This is a genomic window from Bifidobacterium callitrichos DSM 23973 (assembly GCF_000741175.1).
In the GTDB taxonomy this organism is placed as follows: Bacteria; Actinomycetota; Actinomycetes; order Actinomycetales; family Bifidobacteriaceae; genus Bifidobacterium; species Bifidobacterium callitrichos.
In genome coordinates, this window is record NZ_JGYS01000022.1 from 116,257 (window position 1) to 138,013 (window position 21,757).

Genomic DNA, 21,757 nt, shown 5'->3' on the forward strand with positions numbered 1-21,757 from the left:
TGCCGGAATCAGGGCATCACACCCGAGAGGAGGACTCGGTGTCGAGCAGTGCGCGGCCTGAGGCGAGACGGTCGAGGGCGCCGGTCCGGACGAGTCCCAGCATGAGGAACCACGGCATGACGCCGCTTAGGATCGCGCCGCCCGTGAGCTCGGAGATCATGTGGACGATGCCGCGGGGGCTCATGATCGAGACGCCCTGATAGCGGAAGAACAGCAGGTAGAGGCCGTATTCGAGCGCAACGAGCAGTCCTGAGGCGATCGAGACCGGCAGGTTGAAGACGCGGTACCGGGTCAATGCGAACGGGATCTCGGCGAACAGGCCCTGCAGCAGCGCGGAGACGATGACGAATCCGACGCCGTACTGGCTGCCGATCACCGTCTCGACGAGCGTGCCGACGACGTTGACGTACATCGCGGCGCCCGGTTTGCGCAGGATCAGCAATGCGAGCGTGCCGGAGAAGTACCACATCGCATGCGTCACGGATGCCAGTCCCGGCAGCACGGCGCCCAGCACGGAGGAGATCGGCATGTACGCGAAGTTGAATCCCCAGAAGATCACGCCGCAGGCCGCGCCGAGCGCCGCGCCGACGGCGATGTCGACCGGACGCCACTTGAGACGGGAGACGCCGGGGACGCCCGGGATACCCGAAGGAACGGATGAAGACGAAGAGGACGAAAATGGACGATTGTCGATTGCGGACATGGTACTCCCCCTGCCGGTTACGGCCGCGCACAGTGATGCCTACAGAGACGCTCCTTGACCTGCGCGGCTCGGGCGGGAACGCCGATAGGCCAGTATAGGGATGATTCGCACGTTTCAGGTAACAAGGTATCCGCGCCGGAAGTGTACTGACGAACTCCGCTACTCCTCAGTCCCGCTTCGCGGGCCAGCTCGTCCCGCAATTACGGACGCGCTACACGCGCATTCTGCCGGCTCGCCTGTCGGCTCGCACGTTGCCTACAAACAGCTCTGCTGTTTGCTTCACGGCAACGTCCGACAAGGGGAGCCAGTGTGCGATGTTCGCGGTTCACGGCTGGAAGTACCCTAAAGAGTTATGAAGCTTACCGATATTTCCCCCGCAATCGCACTGACGCCGCTCGACGGCCGCTACCACAACGCCACCGCCCCGCTCGTCGAATACCTGAGCGAGCCGGCCCTCAACCGCGAGCGCATGCGCGTCGAGGTCGAGTGGATGATCCTGCTGGCCAACGGCTTCGAGGGCAACGGCAACCGGCCGATCATCGACGGCGTCGAGCCGTTCACGGACGCCGAGAAGGCGTTCCTGCGCTCCATCCCCGAGGATTTCGGCGCCGAGGGCATCCGTCAGCACGCCGCGCACGAGGCCGTCACGCATCATGACGTGAAGGCCGTCGAGTACTACATCGACGATCAGTTCGACAAGGCCCCGGCCGACCTGACGCACATCAACGATGCGCTCAAGACCCTCGTGCACTTCGCCTGCACGTCCGAGGACATCAACAACCTGTCGATCGCCCGTTGCGTGAAGAACGCGATGGAGCAGGTGTGGACGCCCGCGTTCGAGGAGATCATCGATCATCTCGCCGCCAAGGCCGACGAGTTCCGCGACCTGCCGCTGCTGTCCCTGACGCACGGCCAGCCGGCCACGCCGACGACGCTCGGCAAGGAGCTCGCCGTCTACGTCTACCGTCTGAACCGCCAGTTGAAGCACATCACGCAGCAGGAGTATCTGGGCAAGATCAACGGCGCGACCGGCACGTTCGGCGCGCATCTGGCCGCCTGCCCGGACGTCGACTGGATCGCCGTCTCCCGCGAGTTCGTCACCAACCGCATGGGCCTGACCTGGAACCCGCTGACCACGCAGATCGAAAGCCACGACTGGCAGGCCGAGCTGTACTCGACCGTCTCCCATGCGAACCGCATCATGCACAACCTGTGCGTGGACGTGTGGATGTACATCTCGCGCGGCGTGTTCGCGCAGGTCCCGGTCAAGGGCGCGACCGGCTCCTCGACGATGCCGCACAAGGTCAACCCGATCCGCTTCGAGAACGCGGAGGCCAACTTCGAGCTGTCCTGCTCGCTGCTGGACACGCTCTCCGCCACGCTGGTGGAGTCCCGCTGGCAGCGCGATCTGACCGATTCGACCACGCAGCGCAACATCGGTTCGGCGCTCGGCTACTCGCTCTTGGCCCTGTACAACCTGATGGGGGGACTGAAGTCCATCCACCCGAACGAGCACGTCATCGCGCACGAGCTCGACACGAACTGGGAGGTGCTCGGCGAGCCGATCCAGACGGCGATGCGCGCCTGCGAGCTGCGCGGCCTGCCCGGCATGGACAAGCCGTACGAGAAGGTCAAGGAGCTGATGCGCGGCCACACGATCGACCAGGCGCAGGTCGAGGCGTTCATCGACCAGCAGTCCTTCGACGCCGACACCGCCGCGCGTCTCAAGGCCCTCACCCCCGCCACCTACACCGGTGTGGCGAGCAGGCTGGTGGATTTCGACCGCTGACGGACCGCTGACGGACGTGACTTCCATCGATTTCGACGAGACGGCGCCGGGCGACCCCTCCAACCCGCATATCGACGACGTGCCGCCCAGACGCATCCACGATTTCGGCGATCTGCTGCACGCGGGCGCCTCGGTGCTGCTCGCCGTCGTCGCGATGCTGTCGGCGATCTACCTCAACGGCTTCGTCTCCGGCATCGAATCGGACGCCCATCACGTGGCCGGCCAGACCCTCAACTGGATGGTCGACCTGCCCACGTCGATGCTGCAGCAGCTGGCGATCGTCGTGATCGTCGTCATGGCGATCGCCCAGCTGCTCATCGCCCGCGAATGGCTGCAGGCCGTGCTGGCACTGCTCGCGCTGTTCGGCGGCATGGCCTTCATCTGGGGCATCTCGCTGGCCGTCTCCTCGTTCGGCGGCGCGACGATGATCTCCGCGCTCGGCTCGGCGAGCAGCACGTATGGCGCCGGCCTGTTCCCCGACTTCTATGCGGGGGCGGCGGCCCTGCTGACGGTGGCCGGTCCGCGTCGCACGCGCACGACGGTCAAATGGGGGTGGAACATCCTCTACACGGTGGCCGCGCTGCTCATCCTGCTGTCGGTCAACTCGGTGGCCGGCGTGCTCGTCTCGTTCGCCGCCGGACGCCTGATCGGCATGCTGCTGCGCTTCGGCATCGGCACGAAGAACCAGGGCACGTGGGGCGCCGACCTCGTCCAGGCGTTGAACGGCATCGGCCTTCGCGTCACCTCGCTCGAACGCCGCGTCGAATCGGATCCGACGTCGCGCGGATCGTTCCGTACCACGCTGGACGACGATCTGGTCGAGGGCTCGCGCGTCTACGACGTGCGCGACGACCTCGGCCGCCGGTTCATCGTCTCCGCGCTCGACACCCAGGTGCACACCGCCGGATACATGCGCCAGCTGTGGCAGTGGATCCGCTTCACCGGTGTGTCGATGCGCCGCGACCGTTCCCCGCGAGAGGCCACGCAGCATCACATGCTGATGATCCTGGGCCTCAAGAACGCGGGGCTGTCGACCCCGCACGTCTACGGCGCGGCCGACACCGGGGAGACGTCGATCCTCGTGCTGCGCGGCAGCGAGTCGATGCGCGAATGCAATCTCAACACCCTGTCCGACGACGACGCGATCGCCCTGATGCGCTACCTGTCCGTGGCGAACCGCCGCGGGTACACGCACCGGCGCATCACCCCGGACACGCTGGCGAGGCTCGAATCGGGTACGCCGATCATCGCGGGATGGCAGAACGGCGACGATTCGAGCGCCGCGCCGAACGTGGCGCTCGACCAGGTCCAGCTGCTCACGCTGCTGGCCGTGCTCATCGGCCCGGAACGCGCCATCGCGGCGGGACGCACGGTGTGGGGCGACGAGCAGATGATCGCGCTGACGCCGTTCGTGCAGAAGGCCGCCGTCCCCGCCGGCACGCGCGCGCTCATGGGGTGGGACAGGCATGTGATGGACGATCTTCGCGCCCGTCTGCGCGCGCTCGCGCCCGAGGAGGACGAGCGTGCGCTGGAGCCGGTGAAGCTCTCGCGTTTCTCGCCGCGCTCGTTCATCGGCACGGCGCTGCTCATGGTCGCGGTCGTCGTCGTGTTCACGCAGCTGAAGCCGAACGAGGTGATCGCGGCCGTCAGGAACGCCAATCCGGTGATGGCGGTCGTCTGTCTCGTCTTCGAGTTCCTCGCGATCCTCGGCTCGTCGATCGAGCTGGGCGCGTTCATCGAGAAGGACAAGCGCCGTCCGCTCGGCATCTTCATGTCGCAGGTGGCGCAGGGATTCGCCGTGGTCTCGATGCCCGCGGGCGTGGGCCCGGCGTTCGTGAACCTCCAGTTCCTGCGCAAGGCCGGGTATCGCAACACGACGGCCACCGCGATCATGACCGCGGTGATGGCGGTCTACTACGGCGGCACCGTGATCATGCTGGTGCTGATCGGCCTGTTCACCGGATCCACCGCGTTGAGCTCGATGATCCCGACGAACACGCTCATCACCGTCATCGGCGTCGTGCTCATGACGCTGGCGATCGCGATGATGATCCCCCCAGTGCGCAGGCTCGTCGCCGAGAGGCTGCTGCCGCTGGCCAAGGCGTACGCGCGCCAGCTGATCGACGTGCTCTCCAACCCGCGCCAGCTGACCTTCAGCGCGATCGGCATGCTGCTGCTCAACGCGGCGACCGGTCTCGAGTTCTGGGCGTCCCTGCTGGCGTTCGGGCATATGACCAACCCGTTCGAGACGATCTTCCTGTTCCTGCTGGCCAACGCGATCGGCTCTGCCGTGCCCACTCCGGGCGGCCTCGGAGGCGTCGAGGCGGCGCTGGTCTTCTCGTTCGGCGCGGCCGGAGTCCCGGCCGGCGTGGCCCTGTCGGCGACGCTGCTGTACCGTGCGCTGTTCTACTGGCTGCGCATCCCGCTCGGTGCGTTGGCGATGCGCTGGCTCGACAGGCGCAATATGGTGTGAAACCAGTAAAAACGTTGGAAAATGCGGCATCTGGTCACATCATGCGCTATCATCATTCATGACAAACAACGGACCGGCAATGCAGTAGCCAGTCCCCGGACAAAGAAGGATGCTTTATGGCATACAACAAGTCTGATCTCGTCTCGAAGATCGCCCAGAAGTCCAACCTGACCAAGGCTCAGGCTGAGGCCGCTGTCAACGCCTTCCAGGATGTGTTCGTCGAGGCCATGCAGTCTGGCGAGGGCCTGAAGCTCACCGGTCTGTTCTCCGCGGAACGCGTCAAGCGCGCCGCCCGCACCGGCCGCAACCCGCGCACCGGCGAGACCATCGAGATCCCCGCCACCTACGGCGTGCGCATCTCCGCTGGCTCCCTGCTCAAGAAGGCCGTCACCAACAACTGATTGTTGGCCAGCCGCGCTGCGGCGCGCGAGGCACGAATAAACCCCGACCATGACGGTCGGGGTTTTCGTTTAGGTCAACCGAGAACGGTTGGCCTTCCTGTTCGGCTTCTCTCCCCCACCCGGCTCCGCCGGGAGCCCCCTCGTCAGAGGGGGCCAGAAACTAATTTCCAATCTGGGCCATCAGCGCCCGGTATTCGGGGGTGGCTCGGCGCTGAACGGGTCGAGGAGCGTCGCCTCGCGGCGCACAGGCGAGGAGACGACCAGCGTCGTCCAATCGCAGGAGAACTGCACGCCGGCGTCGAGCGCACGCCGCACGAACGCGCCGCGCAGTGCCGCGCGCGTGTCCTGCGGCGGGGTGTGACGCGGATCCGGCGCCTCGCCCTTGTCGGCGATCCCGCCGCCGAGAGCGCGGGATCGACCGCCTCGTCCAGCTGGCCGTGCGAGACCAGCGAACCGTACAGTCTGCCGTTGGCCACGTCGTGATAGTCGAGCTCCATGCGTTCGAGCTGCGCGAAGCCCACGTCGGGGCGACGCCGCCGCAGCGCCTCGGCCAGACGGTACTTGGCCGCCCAGTCGACGCGCTTCGACAGTTCGGCGATGTCGCGGCGTTCCAACGCGTCCAACGCCCACCGCCAGTGATCGAGCACCAGAGTCACCGGCGTCTTCGGCAGCGAGGCGTTCATCGCGTCCGCATGGTCGCGCACGAACGATTCGACGACGCCCAGGTATCGGCGTTGCATCGCGAGGGCGCCCGCCGGATCGGCGGCATCGCTCCCGGCACCGGCGGTACCGGCGTCGGCACCGGCACCACCGTCCAGCCAGCGGCTCACCGCGCGGTTGGCGGCGGCCGGATCGTCGAACGCGAGGTCCTCGAATCCGCTCGGAGTCCCGCGTCTGACCGCGTCCTCGATCACGCACAGCACGAGATGCGTGACGGCGAGCTTCATCCACGTCGCCCAGTGGGAGCGGTTCGAGTCGCCGATGATCACATGCAGACGACGGAACGACTCCGGATCGGCGTGCGGTTCGTCACGCGTGTTGACCATCGGACGGGATCGTGTGGTGGCCGACGAGACGGCCTCGTCGAGGAAGTCGGCGCGCTGCGTCAGCTGGAAGCCGGTGCCATCGGGCGTGAACCGCCCCGCGCCGGTGTACAGCTGGCGGGTGATGAGGAACGGCAGCAGCTGGCGTTCGATCGTCTCCAGCGGCACGATACGGCGCACGAGATAGTTCTCGTGACAGCCGAACGCGTGTCCGGCGGAGTCGACGTTGTTCTTGAACACGTGGATCGCGGCGTGATCGCCGTGACTCGCGCGAAGACGCTCCTGCGCCTGGGCGGCGAGCGAGGCCATGATCCGCTCCCCCGCCATGTCCTGTGCGAGCGCGTCGAGGGGGTCCCTCGCCTCGGCGGTCGCATACTCGGGGTGCGATCCGACATCCAGATAGAGGCGCGAGCCGTTGTCGAGATACGTGTTCGTCGACCGCGCGCGGGAGACGACCGGCTGGAACATCGTCATCGCGACCTGACCGGCGTCGACCGGCCCCCGCGCGCCGGACGTGCCGGTGACGGCCACCCCGTACTCGGTTTCGACGCCGAAGATGCGTTCGAAGCCGTTCAGTTCGGCCGCGGGAGTGCCGTTCGATTCGTGGGCCGCCCGCGTACCGCTGTCACGCAGCTGCGGCATCACTCGCCGCCCTTTTGCACGAAGCTCTTGACGTACTCCTCGGCGTTGGTCTCCAGCGTGCTTTCGATGTCGTCGAGCACGGCGTCGAGCGCATCGACGTCCGTATCCGCTGCGGTCTCGGTCTGTGCGGCCGCGAGCGGCGCGTCCTGCTCGACCTGCTCGTTGTCGTTGCGCTGCGACTGACCCTGTTCGAATTGCTGAGGCATGATGGCCCGCTCCTTCCTGTTCGTTTCGATTCCTCTACGATACGCGACGGGCCCCGGGAACATGCTCCCGGGGCCCGTCATACGGCCTGACTCGCGTCTTGCCGGCCACTTCTACCTCTGGTTCTACTCCTGGACGAGGTAGGGCTTGAGTTCACGGTCGATCATGCCGTTGGTGCACAGCACGTCGTTGGCGCAACGCCAGTGGATGCCGTTGCCGTTCCAGCGGCGCAGCGTGCCCTGCGCCTCCCAGACGACCACCGCGCCGGCGGAGATCGCCGGGATGTCCCACTCGTGCAGCATCGGCTCGAAGTACGCGTCGTACGTGCCGTCGGCCACCTTGCACAGGTCGAGCGAGGCCGGGCCGACGCGCTTGATGTCGGCGGGGCCTGCCTCGGCCAGTCCGGCCACGGTCTTCAGGGCGCGTTCCGCCTCGCTCGGCACGTAGGACATGCCGTAGCTGACGACCGCGCCGTCGAGCGTCGAGGTCATCGAGGGCACGACCTTCTCGCGCTTCTCACCGACCGGCGTGCTGCGGATGCGCACCGCGCCGGCGCCGCGGGCGGCCAGATAGGTCTCGCCGAGCGCCGGGGCGTGCACGACGCCGAGGATCGGCTGGGCGGACCCCTCCTCGTTGAACTCGAACAGGGAGACGGTCACCGTCCATTCGCTCATGTTGCGAATGTAGTTGATGGCGCCGTCGATCTTGCCGACGCACCAGTAGCGCTGTCCGGGGCGGGACTGCGCGGGACGCGTCTGCCAGAAGCCGTCGAAGTGCTCCATGTCGGCCAGACGGCCGGAGATGTAGCGCAGCAGACGGCCGTCGACGTCCACGTTGAACTGTTCGGTGGGGTGCTCGCGGGAGATGATCATGTTGTGCGGGGCCATCTGGTCCTGCAGCGCATGCTTGCCGGCCGCCTGGACGATTTGGGCGACCTTCATCGCGAGGTCACGCAGATTCTCTTGTTGTGCCATGGCTCACAATCTTATCGTTCGCTCGCAGGGGTGTACAACCCGCACGCTATCTGCCGCGAGCCGCGAGTTCGCCGATCGCCTCGGCGGCGTTGGCCGCACGGGCGACGACGCTCTCGACGTTCTCCCTGCGGAAGGCGAGCGGATCGGACATGTCGAGGCTCACCAGATCCCCCGGCCGCACGCTCGTCGCCTCGGCCGCGGACGAGTTGCCGTACGTGTCGGCCAAGAGGTCCTGACCGTCCTCACGCGGCACGCGCACGGTCAGATGCGACCAGCTGGCGGCGACGACGTCGGACGGGAACGCGCGCACGATCGCGGCGCGCAGCCAGGCGCGGGTGTCGGACGGCGGCTCGGACGCGGCCGCGGCGAGCCGGTCGTCGTCGACGAGACGCTCGACACGCCCCGCCTTCTCGAGCTTGGCGAACACCGATGCGGCCGGGTCGAGCGCCGCCCAGGACAGATCGACGGCGGCCAGACGCGGATCGCCCCACCCGGTGTCACCGGCACCGGCACCGGCACCGGCGATCTTGCGGCGCAGCTTCTCCAGCAGCTGCCATTTGAGCAGCCACTCGATGCGTCCGGCCTCGGCCCTGAGCGTCAGTCGCGTATCGTCGTCGACATGGCGGATCGTGGCGACGTCGGCGAGCGCCTGTCCCCACATGGCCATCACGTTGCGGGTCTGACGGTCCTCCCACGCGGGTTCGCCCTTCGTATCGGTGCCGAGGATCGCGGCGGCGACCTCGTAGACGGCCCGGCGCAGTTCGATCTGCATGAGCCACGCGTTGGTCTCGCCGCCGGTTTCGAGCGGCAGTGCGGCGGCGAGGCTCAGGTCGTGGGAGACGACATGCATGGCCTCGACCGGATCGGCGAGCTGGAGCCGGCCGAGCAGGGCGTCGAGGTCGTAGCCGGCGTCCCGCGCGTGTTCGAGCGTCCACAGGAGCATCGAGGTGACGCCGAGCTTCAGGACCTGCGGCACGTCCATGCGGTTGGCGTCGCCGACGATGACGTGCAGACGGCGCTTGTCCGATGTGGAGTGGGATTCGTCGCGCGTGTTGATGATCGGGCGGTCGAACGTGGTCTGCAGGCCGATCCTCGCGTGGATGTAGTCCGCGCGCTGGCTCAGTTGGAATCCGGCGGTCTCGCTGTGCTCGCCGAGGCCGACGCGCCCCGATCCGGCCCAGATCTGGCGGGAGATGAAGTGCGCGGTCATCAGGGCGGCCACGTCGGTGAACGGCACGGCGCGCGCCATCATGTAGTTCTCGTGCGTGCCCCAGCTGGCGCCCTTGCCGTCGACGTTGTTGCGATGCAGGACGATCGGCCGGCCGGTGTCGCGGATCTGAGGCTGCGCGCTTGCGGCGCGGGCGGCGGCGAGCATGAGCCGGTCGCCGGCGTGGTCGTAGGCAAGCGCCTCGAACGGATCGGTCGTTTCGGGCGCGGAGTATTCGGGATGCGCGTGGTCGACGTAGATGCGGCCGCCGTTGGGCGCGATCACGTTGGTGATGTTGAGCTGCGGGGAATCGGTGAGCATCTCGGGACGGGCCGAGGCGCGGTCGAGGCGGGTGCCGCGTGCGTCGTTGACCGGATCCTCCTGCCGGTAGTCCCATCTGATGTGCCGTGTGGCGTCATCGGCCGCCGCCCCCACCACGGTGAAGCTCAGCCTGACCGGCTGGCCGTACGCCTCACCCGGCTGCGAGACCGCGTACTCGGTCTCCGTTCCCATTACTCGTCGAACGCTCATGAGCGCGATTCCTTTCCGTCAGTGTTCCACGGCGCGGATGGCTTCGACGCTGCCGGCGTCGAAGCCGTTGACTCGCGACCATTGGACCGGGTCCGCGTCGAGCAGCGAGTCGCGGGTCTCCCGGTATTCGTCCTCGACGGCCCGCGCGAGCATGTCGACGTTCAGCGCGACGTCCCGTCCGGACGTGATCGACGCCTTGACCGCGTAGGTCTTGGCACGGTCGACGACGTTCTTCAGCGAGGCGCCGGAGACCACGTCGGCGAGGAACAGCGCGTTCCACACGCCGTGCTCGTCGCGCACGTCGGCCAGATGGCGGCGTTCGGAGCGCGTGTAGATGTCGCGTACGAGCACGCGGGTCAGCGCCTCGGCGTCCACGCCCTCCTCGAGCGGCAGATCGTCGGTCAGATAGTGGCGCACGATCGCGGCCGCCGCGTCACCGTCCGGACGGTCGATGCGGATCTTCACGTCGAGGCGACCGGGGCGCAGCACGGCCGGGTCGATCATGTCCACGCGGTTCGACGCGCCGATCACCATCACGTTGCCGATCGATTCGACGCCGTCCAGTTCGGCGAGGAACTGCGGCACGATCGTCGTCTCCACGTCGCTCGAGACGCCGGAGCCGCGCGTGCGCAGCAGCGAATCCATCTCGTCGATGAACACGATGACCGGTCTGCCGTCAGTGGCGCGTTCGCGGGCGCGCTGGAAGATGAGGCGGATGAGCCGCTCCGATTCGCCGACGAACTTGTTGAGCAGCTCCGGACCCTTGACCGACAGGAACACGCCCCTGCCACCCATGTTCGAGCCTTCGGCGAGCGCGTGCGCGACCGCCTTGGCGATGAGCGTCTTGCCGTTGCCGGGAGGCCCGTACAGGAGCACGCCCTTCGGGGGCGTCAGATCGTAGCGTGCGAACAGCTCGCGGTGCAGGAACGGCAGCTGGACCGCGTCCCTGATGCGTCCGATCTGCTCGTCGAGGCCGCCGATGTCGGAGAAGTCGACGTTCGGGGTCTCCTCGAGCACGAGATCGGCGTCGTCCTCGTGCGGCAGGCTCTCCAACGCGATGCGCCCGGAGGGGTCGACGATGACGCGGTCGCCCTTGTCGAGGGACGTGCCCGCGAGCGCCGTGGCACGGCGGATGACGGTGGGGTTGCCGCCGCCGTCGGCGACGACGAGCCGGCCGTCGGCGAGCGTCTGGGAGACGACGCGGATGGATCCGACGGTGTCGGTGTCGCGCTGTTCGACGAGGACCATCTTCTCGTTGAGCAGTACGGTGCGGCCGGCGGCGAGTCGCGCGGCGTTGAGGTTCGCGGCGACGGGCACGATCATGCGGCGCGTGCCGGTGATGACCTCGGCGGAGGCGTGCTGGACGCCGAGATCGTCGAGGTGCGTGGAGTCGACCTTGATCATCGTGGCGAAGGTCATCGGCGGCTGGGCGAGCTGCGCGAGCTGTGATTTGGCCTTCGTCAGCTCCTTGCCGGCGCGGGTGAGCGCCTCGGCCAGCGCATGGTTCCTGGCCATGAGCCGGTCGTTGAGCGAGGCCAGTTCGCGGGCCGTCTCCTCGCGCGCCTGCCGGTTGAGCTGCTCCTGATCGTCCGTCATGTGTTCCTCGGGTCTCCTCGTCGCCTATCGTGATTGCTCGTTGGCGTCACCGCCGCCTGTCACGTACCACTGTACGGATCTTGCGTGCGGCGAACACGACGATGACCACGATGAAGGCGACGATCACCGCGTCCTCGAACACGTTGAGGTAGCCGAGGATCGAACACCAGCCTTCGCCGAGGAAGTATCCGGTGGACACGAGGATCGTGTTCCACACGGCCGAGCCGAGCAGCGTCCAGCCGGTGAACTGCGCGAAGTTCATCGCGTTGAATCCGGCGGGGATGGAGATGAGCGAGCGCACGACCGGGATCACGCGGCCGATGAGCACCGACCAGGTGCCGTACTTCGTGAACCAGTCGTTGGCCTTGTTGACGTCCCTGCGGCTGACTCCCGGGATGACGTCGACGGCCTTGTGGATGCGGTGCAGACCAACCCAGCGGGAGATGCCGTAGAGCGCCCATGCGCCGAGCAGCGAGCCGACCGTGGCCCAGATGATCGCCTCGATGAGGCCGAAGGAGCCGCGTGAGGCGGTGAATCCGGCCAGCGGCAGGATCACTTCGGAGGGGATGGGCGGGAAGATCGATTCGAGCGCGATGGCGAGGGCGACTCCAAGGCCTCCGACCGTCTCCATCAGGGAGACGAGCCAGTCGGTGATCGAGCCGATGAGCCCGCTTTCTCCGGTGGTGCACACGGGGGTGGCCGGGGCTGCGATCGTGATTGCGGAATTCGCCTGGATTGCGGCGTCATGAATGGCGTCAAAAATCATAATGGGCATTGTCCCAAGGTTTTTCGACAATCAAAGGCATGATGCAAGAACATGCGCAATCCCTTGACGACAATACTGCCGACAATCCCACCCTGTCGAAGCCCGGTCTGCTGGTGATGGACGTCGATTCCACGCTCATCGACGAGGAGGTCATCGACGAGCTGGGCGAGGCGGCCGGCGCCGGTGATGAGATCGCGGCCGTGACCGAGCGCGCGATGCGCGGCGAGCTCGAGTTCTGCGACGCCCTGCGCGCCCGTGTGGCGCTGCTCGAGGGACTGCCGGTCTCCGTGTTCGACACCGTGCACGACAAACTGCATTTCACCAACGGCGCGTTGGAGCTCATCGACACGCTGCACGCGCACGGCTGGAAGGTCGGCGTCGTCTCCGGAGGATTCCACGAGGTGGTCGACCGACTCGCCGAGGAGGCGCATATCGACCACTGGCTTGCGAACCGTCTCGAAGTGCGCGACGGCAAACTCACCGGCAAGGTGCTCGGCGAGATCGTGTGCAAGACCGTCAAGCTGCATGCGCTGCGCGAGTGGGCGAGGCGCGACGGCATCGACATGGCGCAGACCGTCGCCGTGGGCGATGGCGCGAACGACATTCCGATGATTCAGGCCGCGGGCCTCGGCATCGCGTTCTGCGCGAAGCCGAAGACCCAGCTCGCCGCCCATGAGTCGATCAACGAGCGCGACCTGACGAAGGTGCTCGGGTTCCTGCGCGACTAGTCGAGGCGGGCGGCGGGAGCGAGGCGGGCGCCTCGGGCCCAGTCGGCGGCGCGCATGGCCTTCTTGCCCTGCGCCTTGACTTGGAGCAGTTCCAGCGGATCGGTGCCGGTGCCGACCCACACGTTCCTCTTGCCCGCCTTGATCTCGCCGGGGGCGAGCGCCTGCGGCGCGTTCGGATTGGTGAGGTCGGCGGGGCGGGCGGCCAGCACGTGCAGGGTCAGGGGCCTGGCGTGCTCGTCAGCCTCGGCCACCGTCTCGCCGGCGGCCGGCTTTCCTTCCGGATACAGTTCGCACCATGCGCCGGGGGCGGGCGTGCAGGCGCGGATCTGCCGGTCGATCGCCTCGACGGGCTGGGTGAGATCGATGCGCGCGTCATCGACGGTGATCTTGTGCGCGTACTCGAACTCACCTTCCGGCTGCGGGGTGAACACGGCGGTTCCCTCCCCCACGCTGGCGAGCGCGTCCACGCACATCGGCGCGCCTTCGACCGCGAGACGGTCGAGCAGTTCACCGGAGGTCTCCCGTCCGGTCAGGTCCACGCTCATCGTGGCGATGACCGGGCCGTCGTCCAGTCCCTCGCCGACCTTGAACACGTCGGCGCCGGTGGTCCTGTCTCCGGCCCAGATGGAACGCTGCACGGGAGCCGCGCCACGCCAAGCGGGCAGGTTGGAGAAGTGCAGGTTGTACCAGCCGAGCGGCACGGCGTCGAGCACGGCCTTGGGCAGGATGTTGCCGTAGGCGATGACGGCGGCGATGTCGACGTCGAGACCGGCGAGCGTGTCGAGGAAGCCCGGATCGCGCGGCTTCGCGTCGATGACGGGGATGCCGAGTTCAAGCGCCGCGGCCTTGACCGGGCTGGGGGTGAGCCTGCGGCCGCGGCCGGTGGGCGCGTCGGGGCGGGTCAGGACCGTCTTCACGTCGAATCGCGGGTCGGCGGCGAACGCCTTGAGGGACGGCACGGCCACGTCGGGAGTGCCTGCGAACAGCAGTTTGAGCATATGTGTGGTGATTCCTTTTGTCCTTTACTTCGAAGATCTCACTTCACGGTCTTGACGTCGGGGATGTCGACGCCGGCGTCGATGAGCAGCTCGCGCAGCTTGACCGGGTCGCGGAAGCGGATGCCGCGGATGCCGGCCGCGTTCGCGCCGACGATGTTCATCGCCTTGTCGTCGATGAACACGGCGCCGTCGGCAGTGATGCCGAAGTCGGCGAGCGCACGCTCGTAGATGTCCTTGTGCGGCTTGCGCAGCCTGACGTATCCGGAGACGACCTTGCCGTCGAGCTTGGAGAGGATCGGCGTGGCCTTTTCGGCGATCGGGAACAGCTCCTTCTCCCAGTTGGACAGGCCCCACACGCCGATGCCGGCGGCCTTGAGGTCGTTGATGAGCACGCGCGCGCCGGGCACGACGCCGACGAGGGAGTCCTCGAAGTTGTCGAGGTAGTACTTGAGCATGTCGGCCCACTGGTCGCCGCTGTGCTCGCGCATCCACGCGACGCCCTCCTCGGGGGTGGCGCCGCCGTCCATCAGGTCGTTGGCGTCGTAGAAGCGGGAGACGTCGTTGTCGAGGAACCGGTCGATGGTCTCCTTGTCGTATCGCGGGATGAGCACCGCGGACGGATCCCAGTAGATGAGCACGTTGCCGAAGTCGAAGATGACGTCGGTGATCGGCTTGCCGGCGTTCGCGGCGGCCTCGCCGTCCGCCACCAGCACGTCGTAGTCCATGTCCGGTTCTCCGGGCCAACCCTTCATCGCGGTTCCTTTCGTTTCCATGATTCGTGGGGGCCATCAAGCCCCTTGCCGACATCATGTTCCCATGCGCGCGGGACGCCTCCGCGTGCGGGATCGGACGGGCTCCCATGCGGTCAGATCAGGTCCTTGCGATCGAGCTGGAACCTCAGTTCCCCGCCCTCGCGCGCGGCGACATGGCGTGCGACCTCGGTTTTGAGGCGTGCGGCCAGTTCCTCGCGTCTCGCGTGCGGCACGCGGACGACGGCGCGCACGCGGTCGGCGGTCACCTCCAGTTCGCGCGCGTCTACCGTGCGCGGCTGCGGGATCGGCACCGGGCCCAGTACGCCGGGCATCGCCATCCCGATGGCACCGACGGAACCACCCGGCATCGGGCAGACGGCCATGTCGCCGTCCAGCGCGCCGATGGCCCTGAGCGCGCGCATGACCGCGTCCCGGCGTCCCCAGACGCAGGCGACGGCGACGACCGGCGGCATGCCGGTCTGCGCGCGTTCGTCGAGTTCGCGCGAGGCGAGCAACGAGGAATCCCAGAGCATCAGCGACTGGGCGATGGCCGGGTCGGTCTCCCCCAGGAGCAATGCCTGTCCGCCGGCGGTACGCGGCGCGCACAGGGACACCGCGCGCATCCACGCGGCAAGCGTGTCGACGCGCGCGTCGAGTCCCGGCGCGTACAGGCTGGTCCACGCGTCGAGGATCGCGACCGCCGCGTAGGAGCCGTACCCCGGACCGCTCTTCGCGCGCACGCGAGGTTCGGCGCCGGGAGTCGCGATGACGATGACCGGACGATGGTCGATCTCCTCGATGACGCCGCGCGGCTGGCTGGGGCTGGACAGCAGCATCGGGACGCCTCGGAACAGGCCGCGCAGTTCGTCGGCGGTGCCGGCGGCGCCCACGCGTATGACGCGCAGACGGTCACCATGACAGTGCGGGCAGGTCCAGTTGGAGGCGGCGGCCCCGCACCAGCGGCATCGGGGCACGGCCACGCCCTGCACGCGTTGCAACGGTCCCGCGCATTTACGGCATCGCGCCTGACGCAGGCATTTCGGGTTGGCGCAGCTCAACGCTTCGGCCACGCCGTCGGCGGGGATGGAGAACAGCACCGGCCCGCCCGCGTTCAACGCCACACGGATGTTGGCGACGGCGGTGTGCGGCACGCGCGCGCCGATCGACGGGTCGGCCAGACGCGCGAGCTCCTCGCGGCTGAGCCAGCGGATCCACGGCGAGGCGTCCTTGAGCACGCTGGGCAGCGGACGGATCGCGACGCTCGGCCCGCTCACCGCGTCGGACAGGTCGGACGAGCCAGTCGAACCGGACGAACCAGACGAACCGGACGGGGCCGTCGCAGCGGACATCGCGGGCACGCCGACATCCGGCAAACCTGCGACCTCCATCTGGCTTAGGGGGCTGCGCGCGTTGGCGAGCGCGACGAACACGCCGCCGTGCGCCTTGGCGCGCAGTCGCAGCACGCCGCGCGCGTGGGCGTAGGGCATCATGCCGTCGGCCTGCTGGTAGGCGATGTCGTCCATGATCGCGAAGAGACCGGGGCCGTCGACCGGCGCGTACATGGCGGCGCGCGGTCCGATCACGCATTTCACCTGTCCGGTGGCGACGGCGAGGTAGGCGCGGTACCGGTCGATGGGCGGGGTTTCGGCGCTCAGGACCGCGACGTCGCCGCTCCAGCCGCCGGTGCCGGATCGTCCGGGACCGAACGGCGTCAGGCCGAGCGCGCCGAGGGAGTCGAGGACGTCGCGCGTCTCCTTCATGCCGGGCAGAACGATGACGGCGGTGCGGGAGGCGGCGAGCGATTCGGCGGCCATCCAAGCGAGCACGGCCGCGGCCTGTCCGACGCCGGGCAGCGGGTCGAACACGAAGGATCGGAAGGCGGCCGCGCGGGCGTGCAACGCGTCCTGCAGGGCGGCCAGATTGCGGTCGTACATGCCGCTCAAACGATCGAAGCGGGCGGCGATGCGTGCGGCCGGCGAGTCGGAAGTGGTTCCGTCGCCGTTCCCTGCGCCGAATCGCCCGTCATCCCGGCCGTCGCGCGCGAATCCGGCGACGAGTCGCTGCTCCTTCTCGACCTTGGCGACGCGCGGGGGCACGGCGAGTCGCAGGATGTTGGCGCGCGTGCCGCCGTATGCGTCGGCTATCAGGGTGATGTCGCGTCGCATCGAGGCGGGGACGAGGATGTCGTCGCCGAGAACGCGTTCGAGATAGCGCAATGAGGAGGATGGTGTGTCGCTGGTGGCGGCACGCTCCCAGATGATGCCGGTGACGCGCCGTCCGCCGAAGCGGACACGCACGAGCATGCCGGGGATGGCCGCGTCCGACTGCTTCTCGTCGATGAGATAGTCGAAGGTCTGCCCCAGATGCGTGGCCTGCACGTCGAGGACGACGCGGGCGATGGGGTGTTCGGCTGCCGGCGTGTGCTCCGCGGGCGCGCGACGCCGACGCCTGCGGGGGGCGAGCCCGTCAAGCGTCAGCTGTTCCGCGTCCATGTCACTCATAGGAGCCATCGTAGCGGCATGTGCGCGCCACCCGACGCACCCCGGCCCGTTCCATCGCGCGGTCAGACACCCCATCGCGCGGTGAATACGACATGACGCGGTGAATGTCCCATCGCGCGGTATAGGAAAACGGCTTCATTCCAACGATTCGGATTTCGGCCTCACCGCGCGATGGGATATTCACCGCGTCATGGGTGGCCTCACCGCGCGATGGGAGGGCGCAGGTGATGCTCGGTCAGTCGATTCAGGCGAGTTCAGCGATGGCGGCCTTGAGCTCGTCGACCTTGTTGGTCTCCTCCCACGGGAAGGCGACGTCGGTGCGGCCGAAGTGGCCGTAGGCGGCGGTTTTCGCGTAGATCGGGCGCTTCAAGTCGAGTTCGTCGATGATCGCGGCGGGGCGCAGGTCGAAGACCTTGCGCACGGCCTGCTGGATCTGGTCACGGGTCACGCCGCCGATCTCGGTGCCGAACGTCTCGACGTTGATGGACACCGGGTCGGCCACGCCGATGGCGTAGGCGACCTGCACCTCGACGCGGTGCGCAAGTCCTGCGGCCACGATGTTCTTGGCCACCCAGCGGGTGGCGTACGCGGCGGAACGGTCGACCTTGGACGGGTCCTTGCCGCTGAACGCGCCGCCGCCGTGGTGCGCGGCGCCGCCGTACGTGTCGACGATGATCTTGCGGCCGGTCAGGCCCGCGTCGGCCGCAGGGCCGCCGAGGATGAACGAACCGGTCGGGTTGACGAGCTGACGGTAGTCGTCGTGCTTGAGCGTGTCGCCGAGGATCTCGTCGAGCACCGGGTCGATGACGTGCTCCTTGAGCTCCTTCTCGAGCCACTCGTGGGTGGCCTCGGGGTCGTGCTGCGTGGAGATGAGCACGGTGTCGACGCGCAGCGGGTGATCGTGCTCGTCGTATTCGATGGTGACCTGCGTCTTGCCGTCCGGGCGAAGATGCGGCACCTCGCCGCTCTTGCGCACCTCGGCGAGGCGGTAGGCCAGTCGGTGGGCCAGATGCACGGGCAGCGGCATGAGCACGTCGGTCTCGTCGGTGGCGTAGCCGAACATCACGCCCTGATCGCCGGCGCCCTGCGCCTCGTAGCGCTCCTCGCGGCTGGCGGCGGACTCCTCGGCCCCGCTCAGGCGGGAGACGCCCTGGTTGATCTCGGCGCTCTGGCCGGTGATGGCGACGATCACGCCGCAGGAGTCGGCGTCGAGGCCGACCTCGGACGAAGTGTAGCCGATGCGGCGCAGCGTTTCGCGCACCTTCGCCTGCACGTCCACGTAGCCTTCGGAGGTCACCTCGCCGAAGACGAGGAACACGCCGGTGGCCGCGGAGGTCTCGACGGCGACGTGGGACTGCGGATCCTGCCTGAGCAGATCGTCGAGGATTTCGTCGGAGATCTGGTCGCAGACCTTGTCGGGGTGGCCTTCGGTGACGGATTCGGCGGAGATGAGCTTGCGCTCGTGGTTGGTCATATCATCCCTCTTTCGGACTTATCGCCTCGCATACGCGGCCGCTTCGGGCCCGGAAGTGCGGGGCACAATGATACGTTTCTTGAATTGTTGGTTGTACATCAGGACCGACACTGTCCACGGCAGGCCGGAAACGGCTGCCTTCGGCGGTGATACAAAAGGGCCCGTGCCAGACCTTGCGGCCGGCGCGAGCCCTACGTTGTTCGCTCCTGAGGGTCAGTTGTACTCGTCCGCGTACGCTTGGGCAAGCGTGTCGGACGAGTTCGGACCGGAGTTCTTCGATTATCGGTCAACCATGCGGCCGGTGTCCACCGGCCTCGCACGGATCAGTTGCCTTCGGACAGGTCGTCCTCGCCGAGGGTCTCCTCGAGCAGGCCGTCGTTGATCTCGCGGAACGCGATGGACAGCGGCTTCTCGTTGTTCTGGTATTCGACGAGCGGACCGACGTTCTGCAGCAGGCCCTCGTTGAGCTGGGTGAAGTAGGAGTTGATCTGACGGGCGCGCTTGGCGGCGAAGATCGCCAGAGCATACTTGGAATCGGCGTGCTCCATGAGCTCGTCGATCGACGGGCTGGCCAGACCGTCCGGGGTGGGCTTGGTGCCGAACTCCTCCTCGACGGCCTTCGGCTCGGTGTCCTTCGCCTCGGTGTCATTTGCCATAACGGTGCATCTCCCAACATGCGGAAAAACTATCTCAACCGCAGCAAGTATAGTCCCGCCCGGGGACTCCCCCGAAGACCCGGAATTCGGCGTATCATCGACGATGGATCGTCCTCGCCGGCCGGCGCGTCGTCCAAGGGTGACCGCGGTCATGCTGCGCGCTTCCTTAGTTGGCGCGCGATGCATAACGAACAATCAGTGCTCCGGCCAGTACGGGGCCACTTCCTTGTCGAAGGCGTCGGAGACCTTCGCGGCGACCTCGGCGAACGGTGTGTCCCAGACGGCCTGGTTGAAGATCTCACATTCGATGTCGCCGCGCCATCCGGTGGCGGCGACGGCCTCGGTCAGGGACTTGAAGTCGATGACGCCCTCGCCCATGTAGTGGCGGGAGAGCAGCACGTCCTTCTCGAACGGGGTGCGGTAGTCACACACCTGATACGTGGCGATGCGGCCCTCACGGCCGGCGCGGGCGATGGAATCGAGCACCTGCGGATCCCAGAAGATGTGGAACGTGTCGACGGTCACGCCGACGGCCTTCGGGTCGAAGGGCGCGGCGAGGTCGAGCGCCTGGCCGAGCGTGGAGACACAGGCGCGGTCGGTGCAGTACATCGGGTGGAGCGGTTCGATGGCGAGGGTCACGCCGGCGTCGAGCGCATCCTTCTCCAGCTCGTAGAGCGCGTCGGCCACGCGTTCGCGGGCGCCGATCAGGTCCTTGGAACCTTCCGGCAGTCCGCCGACGACGAGGACGAGGACCTTGCAGCCGAAGGCCGCGGTCTCCTCGATGAGTTTGCGGTTGTCGTCGATGGAGGCGCGGCGGGCGGGTCCCCCCGGCATCGTGAAGAAGCCGCCACGGCACATGGTCGAGACCCTCAGGCCCGAGTCGGCGACCATCCTGACGGCGGTGTCGAGGCCGACTGCCTCGACCGGCTCGCGCCACAGGCCGACGCTGCGGTATCCGGCCGCAGTGAGCGTGTCAAGGGTCTGCCTGAGGTCGGCGTATTTGATCGTCGCCTGATTCATGGAGAGGATCGGATTGGTCATGATGTTCTTCCTTTCAGACGTTTCAGGCGTTCACTTGATGCCGTTGATCGCGAGCAGCGCGTTCCAGCGTTCGGTGGCGAGCTCGGGGTTCTCGAAGGCGCCGCACGCGTTGGCGAGTTCGACCACGTGGGAGAGGTTCGGCAGGCTGCGCGCGGACTGCAGGCCACCGACCATCTGGAAGGCATCCTGATGGCCGTTGAGCCAGCTCATGAACGCGACGGAGGTCTTGTAGAACTCGGTGGGGTGCACGAACACCTGCTGCGCGAGCGCCTGGGTGGGTTCGAGGATGCGCAGGTATTCGGCCTCGTCGCCCCTGTCAAGCGCCTGAATCGCGGCGGAGGCATGCGGGGCGAGCACGGAGAACGCGCCGAGCAGCGCGTTGGAATGCATGACGGCACGGCCGCCGTGCTTCGGATCGTCCTGTTCGGTGTCCTTGATGAGGTCGACGTAGTGGAAGTCGTCGCCGGTGAGCATCATCGTGCCTTCGGGCAGCATCGCGCGCATGTAGCGTTCGGAGTCGGCGTCGAGCAGCGACATCTTGACGCCGCGCACCTTGCCGGGGTTGTGTTCGATGATGGTCAGGACGGTGCGGGAGGCCTCGCGCCAGTCGGGAGAGCCGAAGTAGCCGTGCAGCTGGGCGTCGAACACCTCGCCGAGCCAGTGCAGGATGACCGGGCTCTTGGCGGCGCCGATGACCTCGTCGTAGACCTTGATGTAGTCGGCCGGGCTCTTGGCGGTGCGGCACAGGTGGCGCGAGCACATGATGACCGGGCCGTCGCCGGCGGATTCGCACACGTCGAGCTGTTCGAGATACGCGTCGACGATCTGGGCGAGAGTGTAGTCGCCGCCTTGCTTCAACTGGTCGGTGTTGACGCCGACGGACACGAGGTCGGCGACGGAGCGCCCCCAGCCCTCCTTGGCGGCGTATTCCCTGGCGGCGGCGCCGGAGCGGCGCATGAGTTCGGCGGTGGCGGCCCAGTCCATGCCGAGGTTGCGCTGGGCGGTGTCCATGCAGTCGGCGACGCCGAGCCCCCACGACCACACCATGCGACGGAATCCGATGGTCGACTCCCAGTCGACCTCGGCGGGCCGTCCGGGCGTGTTGTCGGCCCACGCCATCGGCACGACGTGCGCGGCCGCGTAGGCGATGCGGGACCTGAGCGGCTGCGTGGGCTTTGCGAACGCCGGGGCCGGATTCGCCTCGACCCTGCTGGTCTCGCCGGACTTGTCGATCAGTGTGAATGTTGCCATGTGTAGGTCCTTTCGTGAAGGCTCTTT

Annotated in this window: 18 protein-coding genes and 1 riboswitch; of the genes, 4 read left to right on the forward strand and 14 right to left on the reverse strand. The window is 67.5% G+C overall.

The genetic code is table 11. The features are described from left to right. Window positions 1–16: 16 nt before the first annotated feature. Window positions 17–703: an ECF transporter S component gene (locus BCAL_RS10460; protein ID WP_081887432.1), complete on the reverse strand. Its 687-nt coding sequence runs from the start codon at window positions 701–703 to the stop codon at window positions 17–19. 352 nt (window positions 704–1,055) lie between these two features. Between BCAL_RS10460 and purB the strand changes: the two genes are divergently transcribed. The 3 genes from purB (at window position 1,056) to BCAL_RS10475 (ending at window position 5,366) form a co-directional block, all read left to right on the forward strand. Beyond that, on the forward strand, window positions 1,056–2,492 hold the full coding sequence (gene purB / locus BCAL_RS10465) for an adenylosuccinate lyase (RefSeq protein ID WP_043166343.1): 1,437 nt from the start codon (window positions 1,056–1,058) through the stop codon (window positions 2,490–2,492). A 16-nt stretch (window positions 2,493–2,508) separates the two neighbouring features. Then, a complete protein-coding gene (locus BCAL_RS10470) occupies window positions 2,509–4,965 on the forward strand; it encodes a lysylphosphatidylglycerol synthase transmembrane domain-containing protein (RefSeq protein WP_052119199.1) in 2,457 nt (818 codons plus the stop codon). A 116-nt stretch (window positions 4,966–5,081) separates the two neighbouring features. Then, entirely contained in the window at window positions 5,082–5,366 is a 285-nt protein-coding gene (locus BCAL_RS10475) for an HU family DNA-binding protein (protein WP_043166340.1), read from the forward strand. Between the two features lie 143 nt (window positions 5,367–5,509). Here BCAL_RS10475 and BCAL_RS10480 read toward each other — a convergent pair whose 3' ends face one another. The 6 genes from BCAL_RS10480 to BCAL_RS10505 all read right to left on the reverse strand — a co-directional run bounded on the left by BCAL_RS10480 (window position 5,510) and on the right by BCAL_RS10505 (window position 12,218). Beyond that, window positions 5,510–7,051, reverse strand: a complete 1,542-nt coding sequence (locus BCAL_RS10480; RefSeq protein WP_420796831.1) for a proteasome accessory factor PafA2 family protein — start codon at window positions 7,049–7,051, stop codon at window positions 5,510–5,512. Next, a complete protein-coding gene (locus BCAL_RS10485) occupies window positions 7,051–7,257 on the reverse strand; it encodes a ubiquitin-like protein Pup (RefSeq protein WP_043166336.1) in 207 nt (68 codons plus the stop codon). Before BCAL_RS10485 ends, BCAL_RS10480 begins: the two co-directional genes overlap by 1 nt. Window positions 7,258–7,380: 123 nt before the next feature. Continuing rightward, on the reverse strand, window positions 7,381–8,229 hold the full coding sequence (locus BCAL_RS10490; protein ID WP_043166335.1) for an inositol monophosphatase family protein: 849 nt from the start codon (window positions 8,227–8,229) through the stop codon (window positions 7,381–7,383). 46 nt (window positions 8,230–8,275) lie between these two features. Beyond that, window positions 8,276–9,967 carry a depupylase/deamidase Dop gene (gene dop, locus BCAL_RS10495; RefSeq protein ID WP_043166333.1) on the reverse strand — a complete coding sequence of 564 codons (1,692 nt, stop codon included), beginning with the start codon at window positions 9,965–9,967 and terminating at the stop codon, window positions 8,276–8,278. Window positions 9,968–9,985: 18 nt separating this feature from the next. Then, window positions 9,986–11,563 carry a proteasome ATPase gene (arc, locus tag BCAL_RS10500; RefSeq protein WP_043166331.1) on the reverse strand — a complete coding sequence of 526 codons (1,578 nt, stop codon included), beginning with the start codon at window positions 11,561–11,563 and terminating at the stop codon, window positions 9,986–9,988. Between the two features lie 46 nt (window positions 11,564–11,609). Further along, window positions 11,610–12,218, reverse strand: a complete 609-nt coding sequence (locus BCAL_RS10505) for a DedA family protein (protein WP_238549694.1) — start codon at window positions 12,216–12,218, stop codon at window positions 11,610–11,612. Between the two features lie 149 nt (window positions 12,219–12,367). Between BCAL_RS10505 and serB the strand changes: the two genes are divergently transcribed. Beyond that, the gene (gene serB, locus BCAL_RS10510; protein ID WP_043166329.1) at window positions 12,368–13,057 is read left to right on the forward strand and encodes a phosphoserine phosphatase SerB; all 690 of its coding nucleotides are present in this window, start codon (window positions 12,368–12,370) and stop codon (window positions 13,055–13,057) included. Here the strand turns inward: serB and fmt are convergent. The 7 genes from fmt to BCAL_RS10545 form a co-directional block, all read right to left on the reverse strand. Further along, entirely contained in the window at window positions 13,054–14,055 is a 1,002-nt protein-coding gene (gene fmt, locus BCAL_RS10515) for a methionyl-tRNA formyltransferase (RefSeq protein WP_043166328.1), read from the reverse strand. The two genes, serB and fmt, sit on opposite strands and share 4 nt — an antisense overlap. Window positions 14,056–14,093: 38 nt before the next feature. Continuing rightward, the gene (locus tag BCAL_RS10520; RefSeq protein WP_043166326.1) at window positions 14,094–14,807 is read right to left on the reverse strand and encodes an HAD family hydrolase; all 714 of its coding nucleotides are present in this window, start codon (window positions 14,805–14,807) and stop codon (window positions 14,094–14,096) included. Window positions 14,808–14,920: 113 nt separating this feature from the next. Then, the gene (locus tag BCAL_RS10525) at window positions 14,921–17,308 is read right to left on the reverse strand and encodes a primosomal protein N' (protein ID WP_043166323.1); all 2,388 of its coding nucleotides are present in this window, start codon (window positions 17,306–17,308) and stop codon (window positions 14,921–14,923) included. 244 nt (window positions 17,309–17,552) lie between these two features. Next, window positions 17,553–18,782: a methionine adenosyltransferase gene (gene metK, locus BCAL_RS10530; protein WP_043166322.1), complete on the reverse strand. Its 1,230-nt coding sequence runs from the start codon at window positions 18,780–18,782 to the stop codon at window positions 17,553–17,555. Further along, a riboswitch (SAM riboswitch) is annotated at window positions 18,778–18,857 on the reverse strand. It overlaps the preceding gene by 5 nt. A gap of 248 nt (window positions 18,858–19,105) precedes the next feature. Beyond that, complete coding sequence (rpoZ, locus tag BCAL_RS10535) at window positions 19,106–19,438, reverse strand: DNA-directed RNA polymerase subunit omega (RefSeq protein ID WP_052119197.1); 333 nt, start codon at window positions 19,436–19,438, stop codon at window positions 19,106–19,108. 195 nt (window positions 19,439–19,633) lie between these two features. After that, a complete protein-coding gene (locus BCAL_RS10540) occupies window positions 19,634–20,479 on the reverse strand; it encodes a sugar phosphate isomerase/epimerase family protein (RefSeq protein ID WP_043166320.1) in 846 nt (281 codons plus the stop codon). Window positions 20,480–20,509: 30 nt separating this feature from the next. Then, entirely contained in the window at window positions 20,510–21,730 is a 1,221-nt protein-coding gene (locus tag BCAL_RS10545; protein ID WP_043166318.1) for a DUF993 family protein, read from the reverse strand. Window positions 21,731–21,757: the final 27 nt, after the last annotated feature.